This is a genomic window from Marinagarivorans cellulosilyticus (assembly GCF_021655555.1).
Taxonomy (GTDB): domain Bacteria; phylum Pseudomonadota; class Gammaproteobacteria; order Pseudomonadales; family Cellvibrionaceae; genus Marinagarivorans; species Marinagarivorans cellulosilyticus.
The window spans coordinates 4,954,485-4,969,213 of record NZ_AP023086.1; the positions used below are offsets into that span (position 1 = coordinate 4,954,485).

The 14,729-nt window shown below is 48.2% G+C and carries 7 protein-coding genes; 1 reads left to right on the forward strand and 6 read right to left on the reverse strand.

All coding sequences use genetic code 11. From position 1 onward, the window contains the following. Positions 1-2 precede the first annotated feature (2 nt). The 6 genes from MARGE09_RS20160 to MARGE09_RS20185 all read right to left on the reverse strand — a co-directional run bounded on the left by MARGE09_RS20160 (position 3) and on the right by MARGE09_RS20185 (position 9,466). Entirely contained in the window at positions 3-1,310 is a 1,308-nt protein-coding gene (locus tag MARGE09_RS20160; protein ID WP_236984934.1) for an ATP-binding protein, read from the reverse strand. 2 nt (positions 1,311-1,312) lie between these two features. Continuing rightward, a complete protein-coding gene (locus MARGE09_RS20165; RefSeq protein WP_236984935.1) occupies positions 1,313-2,002 on the reverse strand; it encodes a response regulator transcription factor in 690 nt (229 codons plus the stop codon). Between the two features lie 360 nt (positions 2,003-2,362). Beyond that, positions 2,363-2,743, reverse strand: coding sequence for a DUF3019 domain-containing protein (locus MARGE09_RS20170; RefSeq protein WP_236984936.1), 381 nt, complete (start codon positions 2,741-2,743; stop codon positions 2,363-2,365). A gap of 12 nt (positions 2,744-2,755) precedes the next feature. After that, positions 2,756-3,598 carry a MipA/OmpV family protein gene (locus MARGE09_RS20175; RefSeq protein ID WP_236984937.1) on the reverse strand — a complete coding sequence of 281 codons (843 nt, stop codon included), beginning with the start codon at positions 3,596-3,598 and terminating at the stop codon, positions 2,756-2,758. 259 nt (positions 3,599-3,857) lie between these two features. Further along, positions 3,858-5,375 (reverse strand): S41 family peptidase, encoded by a 1,518-nt coding sequence (locus MARGE09_RS20180; protein ID WP_236984938.1) that lies wholly within the window; start codon positions 5,373-5,375, stop codon positions 3,858-3,860. Positions 5,376-5,695: 320 nt separating this feature from the next. Continuing rightward, the gene (locus tag MARGE09_RS20185; RefSeq protein ID WP_236984939.1) at positions 5,696-9,466 is read right to left on the reverse strand and encodes a thrombospondin type 3 repeat-containing protein; all 3,771 of its coding nucleotides are present in this window, start codon (positions 9,464-9,466) and stop codon (positions 5,696-5,698) included. Between the two features lie 184 nt (positions 9,467-9,650). Here MARGE09_RS20185 and MARGE09_RS20190 point away from each other — a divergent pair, with 184 nt between their 5' ends. Then, positions 9,651-14,618 carry an alpha-2-macroglobulin family protein gene (locus MARGE09_RS20190; protein ID WP_236984940.1) on the forward strand — a complete coding sequence of 1,656 codons (4,968 nt, stop codon included), beginning with the start codon at positions 9,651-9,653 and terminating at the stop codon, positions 14,616-14,618. Positions 14,619-14,729: the final 111 nt, after the last annotated feature.

Sequence of the window (14,729 nt, forward strand, 5' to 3'; positions counted from 1 at the left end):
ACTTAACACGATGGAAGCAGAGGCACCTTAAGGATAAAGCTTGCACCTTTGAGTTCGGCCGACCGATCCAACAATATTTCGGCGCTAAACCACTGGCCTACGCGCTCACAAATTGCCAACCCCATGCCATGGCCTTTGGTCCCGCCTAGTTTCGTGCTAGGTTTTTCACCGCGTTCAAAAGGTTTAAAAATACGTGCCTTATCTTCCAAGCTTACCCCACTGCCATCATCCTCAACAGCGAAGTACGCGTACCCCGATTTTTCATAAACCGACAATTGAACACGGTTATTGGCGTGATTAATTGCATTAATTACAAGGTTTTGAAAAATCATTCGTAGGTAGTGCTCGTCAAAGCATACCATTACGATACCAGCAGGCGCGATGGCTAAGGTGATAGTGATAGCTGTGCTATGAACAACATTTAGTTGAGATGCCTCTGCAGTGATAAAGTCGCATAGATTAATTGGTTTTTTGTCGAGCGCAATATGGGTATCGTCTAACTTTGCGTAATCCAGTAGCGTGTGAACCAGTGATTCCATCGTATCAAGGTCATCATGAATGCGCGCGTGATAGGCTTTTCGCTTATCTTCACGCTCCTCTTCTTGTAGCGTTTCCAGGCCGAAACGTAAACGCGCAAGCGGGGTTTTCAAATCATGCGATACGGCACGGCTAAGCATTTTGTTATCTTCAATTAACCGCTGAATCCGCTCGGCCATTGTATTGAATGCTAATTCAATATTCTTGATATATGAAATTTTACACTCTGGCAACCGAGCAGCTAAGTTTCCATCGCCAAAATTTTTAGCCGTGTTATCTAACAATCTTAGGCGCGTAAATAACGGGAGCAACCAGAGGGTAATGGCAAAGATAACGCCGGTATAAAATATAAATGTAAAGGCTAAATTTTCGACAGGGGTGCTTTCTTGGATCAAGGCCGGTGGAGTGAGTGTTAAGATCTCATCGCTATGGTTAATAAGGCTATAAAATTTCACGCTATCATCAAACTCAAGAGCAATAACTTCACCGTTTTTAAAATTTTCTTCTAACTGCTGCGGCAGGAGCAAGGTGTCTCGGTCTTCTAGCTGCGCATGGATATTGCCAGACATATTCCATTGCTCCAGTATTGCGTTTGGGGCTTCACTGTATTGCACAATTGTTGAAAGCTGCTGGCTAATATTTTGATACGCTTTATGCTCTTCAGAAAATTCCGATTTAGCGTAAAACTCGCTATACACCCAGCTAATAATATACCCCAGGCCAATGGTCGCCGTAATTACCGTGGCCACTAATGTGAGTGTGAGGGTGCGCATTATTACTCCGGTTTCAGTAAATAACCTTTGCCCCATATTGTAGTTATGGAAACTTCGGCTTTTGCATCTGCTAGTTTTTTTCGCAAACGCGAAATTCGAATATCAATAGAGCGGTCAAAACCATCATAGTCAAACCCCCTCAGCTCGCTAACTAAATCGGCCCGGCTAACAACCTGGCCAGCGTGTAAAATAAGCGACCACAGCACATCAAATTCGTTATTTGAAACAGGCAACTTTGTACCGCCTTTCAAAACCACTTTCTGAGTGCTATCAAGCAATAACGAGCCACAATTTAATTCGGTTCCCGCGCCCATTGGCTTGGCGCGCCGAAGTAACGATTGAATTCGGGCCAACATTGCGCGTGGGCGCACGGGCTTTATAAGATAATCGTCGGCGCCTAACTCTAAGCACAGCACCTCGTCTACTTCGTCATTGCAGGCTGTCATCATTAAAATTGGGCACTGGTAGAATTGGCGGGCTTCCTTGCAAATATCAAATCCGTTTTTGCCCGGCAGCATAATATCAAGAATTACTAAATCGGGTTTTAAATCCCGAATCATATCAATAGCACCCGCCCCGCTCAGTAAAAGCGTGACCTGGTAATGATGGCTTTCTAAATAGTCCTTAACCCATTGGGCCAAAGAGGGATCATCCTCAACGATCAATAAATGAGAAGCATCATGTGTATTCATTTAAGGGCACCTCTAAAAATAGTAATTTTTGTGTGAGAGCAAGGACAGAAGTTGCTCCTGACAACTTTCTGCATTTCCTCCATCCATGGAGGTCAAGCACCGCCCGGACAACTGAATGGATTCAGGAGGTAGAGCGACGCAGGAAGCCAAAGCCGAGAGCCGCAGTTTACGTGGTGCAAAGCACTCAGCGCATCCATGCGCTTCACCCTGCGGGCAGCAAGCTGTGCAAATTGATCCTCCAATTTGTGAGGACTCGAGGACGGAGCTAATGTCCATGGATGGACTGAATACAGGTTTTGCAGGAGCAAAAAACTGTAAGCCGCTATCGCGGGAAAAGTGCATTTTTAGACATGCCCTTAACTAAAATATCCTCCAGCCGGTGGTCGCACGTCTCTTTCCTTTATACACGGATGCTACCTCTACTTTAACGGTTGCTATGTTATTACCACTTTCGTCACGAAGCGTAAATACCTGTTTTTTGTCCGACGCAAATTCGTAACGAAAAACGACGGGGCCGCTTTGTCGATTACAGTGCAGAGGAGCCTCAGTATTAACAGCATATAAGCACAATATTTTATTATCGGCTTGCCACTTAAAATCGAGATTTTGATAACACGTTTGCCCTTTGTGTAGCGTTACACACTTTTTGGGTTTTACGCTAAAAGCTTCGTCGGCCATGGTGTATCCCCATGGGCAAGTTAGTGCAGCAAGGGCAACAAAATGAGTAAAGGGGGCTTTCATTATATTAGCCGCCTAAAAAACATAAACTATAGATGTACTGATTACGCCACCGACATTATCATTATTCGTCAACGGGCTTTCAGACACACTATCATCAATAGTAAAAGCTACAATTTTAGAACGTGAAAGCCAATGTTCACTGATAGGGTAGGTCGCACCGACTTCAAAAGAATAGTTAAGCGAAGAGGACGCTTGGTATTCAGGGAATTTTTCTGTGGCCTCTAAGGGCGATACATTCCATAAATATTCATTACGCTTACGTGAATTCCATTGTAAACCCGTTAAACCATGGATATTCCAATTGCGGATTTGCCATGCCCTGCCAACAAGAAGTGAGCTTTGCGCCCCAGCATAATTTTGGCTGTAATCGGACTCTAAGCGGAACTGAATAATATTGTCTTTCCAGTAGTAGGTCGCACGAACGCCGCCATTCAAGGTAATAGTATCGCGCCTTACAAGGCGATCATTTCGCTCTTCTTCAGTCATGCCCGGCAAAATTTCATCGTCATTACTCACACTGCCATGCAAGTTCATTCCGATAAGGTCTAATCGCCAATTGTCATTCTGCCAAAGCTCGTAGCCTAAATTTAAGCCGCTGTACGAATCTTGAATAGCTTCAGAAAAAAAGCCTTTCCAACGGTATTCCCATCCCAAGCCAATGCCAACTCCATAGCTATCGTTGTGTTCATCTTCCTTTTTAACGCGATTATTTTGGCCAGCACCAAGCCCAATGGATACTTCAAAAAAGTTATCGCCACCATCACCACTCACTTCCCTTGCGATATCGCTAGCGAAACAAACCGTGCCTGCAAACATTGCAATTCCAGCAAATACAGCGCTATATATTTTAATCATGTGATCTCTCCTGTGAACTGGTGTAATCATTACAACAAGTTCAAAGGCATTAAAGCGTAACAATGTAGTATTAATCTGTAACAAGGTGTATCCATAATAGTTTTATTGCCAAAAAGAGTAACAAGAGCTAAGCAACAATGTTTTACAAGTGCAAGCCTCAGCCAGCCATCACACAGGGCACCTTAGCGAAGGCAAGCTAGGGCGCCACAACCCTTAGGGTAATACTTAGATTCTCGCTGGATATTTGGAGCCTCTTAAATTATTGCCTCAACAGCTCTAGCGCTATTGCTAAGGCTTCGTCTTGGCCTTCTATTGAGGGAAAGGGCACGTGGTGATCAACGGGAATGCCTTGTCGCTCGAACCAACTTCCATCAGGCGTAAAATACCATTCGTTAGATAGCCCAAAGTAAATGGGGCTGGTCACGCGTCCCTCTAACATATCAGAGAGAGCGCCGGCTGTGGCTTCGCCTATTAACGTCGTATTGGAGCGCTCACGCATAATCAGGGTTAATATTTCGGCGGCACTCACCGTGTTATTGCTTGTAAGCAAGGCAACAGGTCCTGTAAAAATAAGTTTATCTGCCGGCTTAATAGTTACATCGCGAAGCGGTGTACGGCTATCGTGTAATCGAGCCTGCTTTCGATAGACCAGTGTCTCATCGGTGAAAAAATGCTTTGCAATGGCATGGCTAACTAAATCATAACCCCCGGTGTTTACGCGAATGTCAATAATCAGGCCATCCACGTTTATAAGATCGACCATAATAACCTCCATTAATTGCGTCGCAAGCGCGTAGTCGATTTGCTCATCCTGTCCTTCTTCGCTGTATTCGGACATGCTAGTAATGAGTAAATAGCCGATGTTATCGTCAGTGATGTACCACAAAAAATTGTCTAAGGCTGACTCGATAGTCTCTTCGTCTGCGGGCAATAAAAGTGTTGTGATTAGGCCGTCAATACGCTGCTGCTGGTATTGCGCTAACGCGGCTTCCTGCTGCGCCGATAGAGGCAGTGCTAGTACTTCTTTGGCTAAATATTCTTGTGTAAGTTTATCCCCAATAGTGGATTTAGCGCTTACATTATAAATATCTTGAGCGTTGTTAAGGCCTTCGCCGTTGGGGTTTAAGCTTACGTATACGTGGGGGTCTTGTAGCGGCGCAATCATCTCGGCGAATACCGAAAATAGTTCGGCTTCATTTTCTGCCATCATGGCAAGAGGATAGTACTGCTCATAAACCGTGGCCCAGTTTGTACCGCTTAGCTCAAAGTCAAAATAGTATTCATTAAAATACCCCCAAAATAAATTAAAGTCGTCTTCGGGGTTAAATTGATAACCATCGTTACCGTAGCTTGCCGGTAATACCGTTTGGCAAACGCTGGGGATTTCGCTTTGCCGAGTAAAAACAGGCCCAGGTAGCAGCGTGGATGTTCGAACCTCTATGTATGAAGCGTCGTTTGCAATATCTGCAACCGCGGCAATTTCTTCTGCTGTGGTATTGCTTTGTGTCTCCGAGATTAAGCAATACTGCTGAGTAAAAAGGTAGGTGGTGATATCGTAGGCGTCACCATTCCAAATGGCATCATATACCCTACCATAGGCATCGGCCTGCCAAGTACCTTGGTAAATAGCCGCGCTTGATTGGCTAGCTGAGCTTGAGTGAGTGGTTGAGCTAGAACTTGTTGAGGTGTGAGTTACTGGGTTGTTAGAGTTTGCGTTATTACAACCACTTAACATAATGTGGGTAGTAAACACTGCGGGTAGCAAATAGAGTTTCATCACATATTCCTTGAAAGCTTAAGGTTCAAACGAGCATTTAAATGCTATGAGCCCATCGCATAAATAGCTGTTGCGATTTGTCTCAGGATGTAACAGAGCAGATACAATTTTCTTTCCATGCCGTTTTCATCAAGGGGCGTGGCGGTGCGATAGCAATTGCCCCGCCCAAAGAGGATTGGATTCTTGGTGAACGAATAGGCCCTACTCCAAAGCAAAAAAAATGCACTGCAGCTGCCATCCCTAAACGGTGACAATCTCAGTGCATTGATCGGTTTTAGCCTTGGGCTAGCGTAAGGGCGGCCCTGAACTAAAAGCTGCTGTTAACGTTTATACTTAAATCGTATACAGGCTAGGCTACTCAAAAATAAGAACAATAACCAATCTGCGCTACCACCAGATTTTGTACTGCTTTCTTGTCCGGAATCGTCGCTGGCTTGCTCATTCTTTTGGGGGGGCTGGTCAACGCCACTTTCGGTTGCATTAAAAGGAATAAAGCGGGTGAGCACGTAACCGTTAAAGCCCACAAGGCCTAAGCCCTCAGCATAGGTTTCATCCCCCAAAAAACCTCCCTCGTTATAAGTCTCAATTGTCACACTCGGGTATTTTTGGCCGTTTAGTTCAAATTCGCCTCGTGATGTGAAGTAGAGCGTTCGGGTGCGGTTAATAACAGGGCCGTTAGTAAAATCATCGTATTGAGGGTTGTAATCTCTTTGGCTGAGAGACTCAATGGCTTGCCCCTCGGTCATTGATTGCGGCAAAAGCACATCATTATAGTGCGCACTCATAAAATCTTCGCCGGAAGCGACAAGCTCTAACCCTTGCTCGGTAATAGCCACTTCAGTTGCGTAAGCACCGGCAGTCCTCAAATAAGTATCGGTGTCTGGCATAAAAATTTGATCAATGACTATACGCCCATCTTCGCGGCTAAAAACGTACTTACCTTCTTTTACTACTGCATAAGGGCTTAAGTTGAATGCTTCGTATGTATTCGCTTCTGAGGGCGAGTTGCCTTGGTTGATTTCATACAAGTTGCTAGCGCCGTCGTTATCTTCATCCTTAAGAGCATCGCTGGCATCGTACGCATTTAAAAATGCAAAGCTATTCTCTGTATCGTTATCGATGCCATCGCCATCAATGTCGTTATCGCAGGCATCCCCTTGGCTGTCGCCATCGGTATCTTCTTGATCGAAATTAGGTGTGTTTACGCAGTTATCGTACATGTCATAAACATCATCAATATCGCTATCTATGGGACGGTTGTCAGTGACGTCACACGCATCACCAATACCATCCCAATCAATATCGTCTTGGGAGGGGTTGCTCACTTGCGGACAGTTATCAAACGAATCTAGATAACCATCTTTATCGGAATCCACTGGGCGATTATCGGTAGCGTCACACACATCACCAATACTATCGTTATCCACATCGGCTTGGTCACTATTAGCCATTTGCGGGCAATTATCGCGGTAATCTAGAACGCCATCGTCGTCACTATCCTCTGCTGGGGCTGCATTATTTGGGCTTGGGTCGCATTCATCACCTTGGCCATCACCATCAGAATCGTCCTGCCAAAAATTGTATTGCAGCGGGCAGTTATCCTGCGCATCGATAATGTCATCGTCGTCGCTATCGCGACCAAAGGCTAGGTTATCTAAAATAACGCCATAACCAAGGCCGTTACTAAAACGGCTTTTTTGAGCTCCAAAACCAATAGTGTGTTCGCCGGCTTCCAAATTAATTCTGAATCTTGTCCAGCCGTCTGAGTCGGCAGAAATTGTGCGAACCTCTTCGCCATCCACATAGATCGATAAATCTTCATCATTAAAAAAGGTGGCAAGACTGAAAACCTCACCGGTTAATATGCCGTCGGTAAATACACCACTGAAAGCCACTACCTGCTGGCCATCGGTTGATGGGATAAGCAACCCTTGCGATTGATCTTTACCGTTTGGCGTAAGGTAGCTTGCACCTTGCCTAAAAAAGCCAGCAGGCCAACCGTCATTAAAGTTTTCTAAGTATTCGGTAATGGCTGCGGGCGTGTCTTGCGGGTTGTTTAAATCGGACCCTGACAATGCTTCAGCAAGGTTGCTATAACCATCGTTATCGAGATCGCCTTGGGCATCGCTAGCAAGTAGGGGATCTAGCCCCGCGGCTATTTCTATCGCATTACTCAAACCATCATTGTCGGCATCTTCATCACAGGCATCGCCAGCACCATCGGCATCAGTATCCTGCTGGTCGGTATTGGCGCTGTTGCGGCAGTTGTCGATTAAATCAGTTATCGAGTCATCATCCGTATCGGCATCAAGCGCAATAAGCTGATAACTCAACCGGCCATTTTCGTAACCGATGGCAAGCAGTTGGCCGGCCACAGCTTTAATCGCGATAATCGAAAGGCCACCTAATTGGGTTTGGTTGAGTAATTCATATTCATCACTCCACACTTGTAACGAGCCAGTAGCATTGAGCGTAAGGAGCTGGCCGCCCACCCAAATGGCATCGGCAATGCTATTGGATAAAGAATTCACAACAGCGAGTGTGTTGGCGCTGATAATGTCCCCTGCAGCGTTGATTAATAGCTCGCCGGTAGGGTCAATGCGCAAAACGGCGCTATTGGAGTCTCCGCCTCTAAAGGTGAGTCCGTCATCTTGAATCACGCCTGTTTGAGCATCAATTTCTGTCCAGCCTATATCACTAAAATCTGAGTGGAACAGCCGGCCAAGCGCTTGGCTCCAGATGTAATAACCAGATTGGCTTTTCCAGTCGACGCTACTCACCAATGTGCCAGCTGCATCAAAGGTGAAAAAGCTACCCCGCGCGCCCGAGTTATCCGCCGTAAAAAGGTAATCCCCTACGTCGGTTAACCCCAGTACTGGCGAAGATAATGTCGTGAAATGTGTTTCGACCGCGTTTTCAACCGTGGTATCAAAATAGGTAATTTTGCCATTGCTGTAGCCCAAATAAAGCCGTTGATGACTGTTGGAATACCACACCTTGCTGGGCGGGTTACTCAGTGGCCAGCTGACCAAGTGCTTGCCCTCGACCGTGGACCACCGAAATATCGTCAGTAGTGAGGCATCGGTGGAATAGATCACATCGTTGCCGTCTGTAGAAAGAAAATCGGCGCCGTATGCAACGCTATCGCCATCTAGGGGGGTGCCTGGGGCCGGTAATTCAAAGCTAGAAACATCCACACTTTCTACCTCGTAGCTGCTATCGCTAAAGGCAAAGGCAAAAACGGTTTGTTCATAACTGGCCAGGAAGTTAGGTATTCGTGACAAGCTTTGCTCGCCAGCATCCAGCAAATAGCTGGAATACAATTGCAGCTGTGTCGCGCGTGCAACAACGGGGTTGCCATTAACAAACGTCATGGCCTCAAAACTACCGCCTAAACTGCCGGCATAGGTGAGGTCTTCGGTGAAATACGCAATACCGGCATTCTCAAATACGCGATTTTGGTCCGGGCTTACCCAGATTTTAGACCCCGCGGGATAGTCGCCATGATAGGGGCTTTCCAATACGCCACCAAAAGAGCCATCTTCTAATAGCGTTTGCTTATTGATATCTGAAGGCGAAAGGCCGGAATCACGATAGAAAAAAGCCTTATCCCCCGGAGTAAAAGAGCCACTGGCATAGGAGGGCGCGATTTGGTCAATCACAGTGAAATCTGGCAGCGATAACGCAACATACTCTCCGTCATAGCCAGAAGTAGTACGTACATACAGCACCCCTTCAATAACGTGTAGGTCACTAATTGCGTAACTAAAATTGCGCACAAAGGTAGATTCCCCTGTAGCAAGGTCAACCGTTCGTAGCTCGCGCTGATAGGCAACATAAGCCGTAGAACCGTCCACAATCATTGCGCTTGGCTCTTTGGTAAGTGCTACAGCGGTAAGCGGTTGGGCTGTGGCAAGATCAAAGCGCTCGATTTTGTTTGGGGCTGAAAACAACAGGTAAGCGACATTATCGACTACCGCTTGGTCGACGATTGCAGCCTGGGCATTGAGACAAGTTATAGAGAATATCGGGGTCAGTAGCGCCGCGACTGTTGCCCTAAGGATAGGCAAGCGGCTAATAGATAAAGGCATTACTATCATTCCTTGGATAAAAAACTAATAGTAAATTCTACCACCTGTCGCTCGCCTAACGACAGTTTTCCCGTCGACTAATAGGCCCAGCCCTCGCCCTAATTCGCCACAATTGATCACCCTTCCACTTAATTTTCGCGTTAACCTTATGGCTTTGTTTAACCTATTGGAATAGGAAGACGTTATGCGTGTTTTGAATCTTTGGCCTGTTAAAGTATTGGGCATAGCGCTGCTGTGTTTAAGCTTTGCGGCCTGCAAAGACGCGGCCACTGGCCAGCAGCCCAAAACCCCCAATGGGTCTAGCACCACCCCAACACTCAGTGCCGAGCAACGCGCTCAGTTACAGCAAAATTATGCTGTTACGCCTTTTAAAGTGCTAAGCATTGCAGAGCTAAGTTTTGATAACGCCCCGGCAATAGCTATTACCTTTTCTTCTCCGCTGGACCCAACCAGCCAATGGCGCAATGCGCTAACTATTGCCCAGCCAGGTAAAAATCCACCGCCAGGCGATTGGATTTTGGGTGATACCTTCACCACCGTTTACTTCCCTTTTATTACTCCTAATACCCATTACAAGGTGGCCGTTAATACCGGCATTACCAGCATTACGGGCCGGCAGTTACAGGCGGCGTTTAACAAAAGCCTAACCACCCGCAACAAACAGCAAAGCGTGAAATTTGCCAGTTATGGCACCCAGTTATCGCCGAGTTTGGCCGAAGGTTTAACCGTAGAAGCTGTGAATGTTGAAGCCGTCGATATCGACTTTTTTAAAATTCGCCCAAGCCAATTAGGGGCCTTTTTAGCACGTGAAATGGGCAATGGCGTATACGAATTACAATCCATTAAAGACTATGGCAGCTTGGCCTACAGCGCGCGCTTTGATTTAAACTTTGCCAAAAACAAACGGCTAAAAAGTGTTATCCCCCTTACACAACTTAAGCCATTAAAAGAACCTGGCGTTTATTTTGCCGTTATGCGCGAAGCCGGCAAGTACGATTACCAGTATCAAACCACATGGTTCACCTTGGGCGATATTGGCTTACAAGTGCGCCAGTTTGAGCAGCAAATGGTGGCATTTACCCACCACGCCATTACCACCAAGCCGGCGGCAGGCGTAACCATTACCGTATTTGACCGGCAAGCTAAACAACTGGCCGAAGGCACCACCACTGATGATGGGCTGGCAACGTTTGGCAGCCTTAACCGCCACACCAATAACGCCCCCCTCTTTGCCATTGCCCAAAAGGGCGACCACTTTAGTGTATTAAAACTGCAAACCCCTGCGATGGATTTATCCGAATACCGCTTGCCTGCGCGTGCGCAAAAACCGCTGGAGCTATTTTTGTATTCGCCACGCAATTTATACCGGCCCGGCGAAACCGTACATATCAACGGCTTATTGCGCGACAACGACGCCCGCCTAGCGGGTAACCCAACCATTAATGGTAGCTTTGTAATGCCCGATGGCCGCGTATACCAAAGCGTGCAATGGGCAGGCGATGCCCAAGCGTTTTACAGCCACAGCTTGCCACTGCCCAAGGATGCTGTGCGTGGCGAATGGCAATTTCGGGCCAAATTAGGTAACGGCGATATTTTTAACTACGCCTTTAACGTAGAGGACTTTTTGCCCGAACGCATGAAGCTACAGCTGCAATCCCCTGCGGGTAAACACCTTAGCCAGCAAAGCGACATTACCATCGCCATTCAAGGCGATTACCTGTACGGCGCGCCCGCCGCCGGCAACCGCATAGAAACCAGTGTACAAACCAGTGCCGCCCGCACGTTGTTTGAACAATGGGACGGCTTTGTTTTTGGCGCCGAGGACTACCGCGGCTTTAATGGCACCACCGAACTGGCCACCGCAGCGCTGGACGCCAATGGCCACGCTAACCTTACATTACCCAAAGAATGGCAAGGCGCCACCCAGCCATTAAAACTGGTTACCCGCGTTAGCCTTTTTGAAAGCGGCGGCCGCCCCGTTAGCCGCGCCATTACGCAGTATGTGTGGCCAAGGGAGCAACTTATTGGCATTCGCCCCACTTGGGCCACCCAAGTTGCAGCGCCTAATGCACAGGCTATTGTCGAATTAATTCAAGTCGATAAAAATGGCCAGCAAAGTGCAGCCCAAGAAGTCGATGTACTGGTAATACGGGAAAACCAGCAATACTACTGGGAGTGGAACAACGGCTGGCACAGCAACCAAAATACTCAAGCAACACCGGTTTTTAACCGCGTGGTAAACCTACCGGCTAACGAGCGAACCCCTATTGCGGTACCGGTAGAATACGGCCACTACCGCATGGAAGTACGCAACAAACACCAAGACTTACTCGCCAGTTACCGCTTTTATGCCGGCTGGAGCTGGGATAAACCCACCAAAGGCGAAACCGGCCGGCCCGATAAAATCGAGCTAAGTTGGGATGCCAATGCTTACCCCGCTAACGGCCAAGCCAACCTCAGTTTTGAAGCACCCTATGCTGGCACCGCGCTAGTCACCGTAGAGGCAAACCAATTGCTGTGGCACAAAACCGTGCAGGTAAGCGCTGGCGCTAACGCGGTTGCCATTCCGGTTGCGCCCGACTGGCACCGGCACGATATTTACGCCAGCGTAAACCTGCTGCGCGCCGGCCAAAATAATAACCAAAACCAAGCAATGCCAAAGCGTGCATTAGGGCTTATCCACCTACCACTTGCCCGCCACGCGCAACAGCTGCAATTAAGCCTGCAAGCCCCGGCCAAAGCATTGCCTGCAACCCAAGTAAGCGCCATTGTGCAAATAGCCAACCACACAGCGCTAAACACCAATGATGGCCCCGTACACCTGACTTTATCCGCGGTAGATAGCGGCGTGCTCAGCCTTAGCGATTTTAAAACGCCAAAGCCGTTTGAATGGTTTTTTGAACCGCGCGCTTACGGCACCGAGCTGCGCGATACCTGGGCCTCGTTTATCGAACAACTAAGCGATGTACGCGCCCGCCAACGCTTTGGTGGTGATGCCGACGACCAACTCGCGCGCGGCGGCGAAGCCCCACAAACAGACGTACAAGTCGTGCAACTGTATTCCGGAAAAACCCAATTAGATGCCAACGGCAGGGCAGAGATTACCCTCGATTTACCCTACTTTAATGGCGAGCTTCGCTTAATGGCCGTAGCTTGGAGCAACAATCGCTTTGGCCACCTAGAAGCCAAAATGAAAGTCGCCGCGCCCTTAATTGCCGAGGTAAGCACGCCGCGCTTTTTGGCCCTTAACGACCAAGCCAACGCCACCTTCGATGTGCAAAACCTTACCGACATACGGCAAACAATTGCTATTAAGGTGCAATCGAATAAAGAGCTAGGCAGTAAGCAAGTACTTGCAAACATTACGTTGCAACCGCAGCAAAAACACACCCTGCAATTACCGATTCAGGCCAAGCAAAGCAGTGGTAGCGGCGAGGTAAACATTGCCATTACACAAGACCCAGCCAATCAAACCGCAGGCCAGCCCGCGCTAGAGCTTAACCGAAGTTGGAGCATTGGCCTGCGCCCAGCCTACCCAGCCATTGCCATTCAAACCGACGAAGTTATCAATGCCAATAGCCATTTTACGGCCCCACGCTACAGCAAGCCCCCGTTTGAAATACCGCAACAACAAATGCGCGTAACGGTATCGCCACAGCCACCACTTAACTTGGCCGAACACCTTAACCAATTAATGCAATACCCCTATGGCTGCTTAGAACAAACCACTAGCCGGCTATGGCCATTACTGGTTAGCACGCAAGCCGAGCTGGAGCGTTACATCGGCAATAGTGGCTCTGTGCGGCAACAAAGTTTAATCACCCAACGGCCGGCGGCTATTAAAGCCGCCTTGGGTCGCATTGCCGGCATGGAGCGCGGCGATGGCAGCTTTGGCTTATGGAATAACCAATCCAACGAAGAGCATTGGCTAACCGCCTACGCTACCCACGCCCTGCTAAGCGCCAAAGAACAAGGCTACACCGTAGACGATGCCTTACTTAACCGCGCCTTACAGCGGTTGCGCGCTTATGTAACCACCCAGGGCAAGCTGTGGTCGGAATCGCAACGCTATAGCAGCTGGCCAGATCACTATCACCTAGCTTACCGCGCCTACGCCGCATTGGTGCTAGCGCGCAAACAGCAAGTTACTTTAAGCGAGCTGCGCACCCTATACGATGGCTATGCCAAACAAGCCAAAACACCGCTGCCCCTAGCCCAACTGGCTTTAGCCCTAGAGCTAACCGGCGATGTGCGCCGCGCCAAAGAGGCCTGGGCAGCAGCGCTAAGCAATAGCCCGAGGCCACAAGGTTATGCCGGCGACTACGGCACCCCAGTGCGCGACTTAGCGTGGGTAAGCACTCTAGCCTTACAAAGCAAGTTGGTTAACAACCCCCTGCAAGGCCTAATGCCATTGCGCGATCAACTATTAGATTCGCGTTGGTTATCCACCCAAGACCGTTGGGCACTGTTTAATTTAGGTCACAGCCTAGAGGCCAACGCCCTGCCAGCATGGCAGTTAGGGCTAAGCACCAATGGCCAAACCGCCGCACCGCAAACTCTTAGCCAAGGTTTTAGCCAAATGTGGCAGGGCGAACAAGTGCCCGCAACGCTGAATATCGATAACTCCAACGCGCAGCCATTATTTGTAAGCTTGCAATATTCCGGCTACCCCACGGAGGCACCCGCACCGGTAAGCGATGGCATTAACGTAACCCGCGTTTTTTACAATCTTCAAGGCGAGCCGATTAACATTAACCAGGTTACCAGCGGCGATTTAATCCTTGTGCGTTTAGACATCAGCACCGCTAAGCTGCGCATCCCCGATGCTCTAGTGGTGGATTTACTGCCAGCGGGCTTCGAGCTAGAAAATCAAAACCTAGCCTCTGCGGTAAAAATGCAAGACATCCAAGTTCAAGGGAAAACAGTGGCGCAATGGTTGGAGGGCTCAAGCATCGTGCACGAGGAATACCGCGACGATCGCTACGTGGCCGCTATTCACCTATCGCGTAAAGTCAGCCAAATATTTTACCTAGCACGCGCTGTTACCCCAGGCCGCTATACCGTGCCGCCAACATTAATCGAGGACATGTACCGCCCGTGGTTACGCGCAGTGGGTAAAAGCGAAGGGCAAGTAGACGTATTAGCGAAATAAAAAAGCGATTGTATAAATGCGACTAAACGCGTTAACTAAAAAAACAAAGTGCCTGCTGGCTTTTATAGCAGCAGGGCCAATAGCGTTTGGTGTGTTTTTGTTATGCAACCA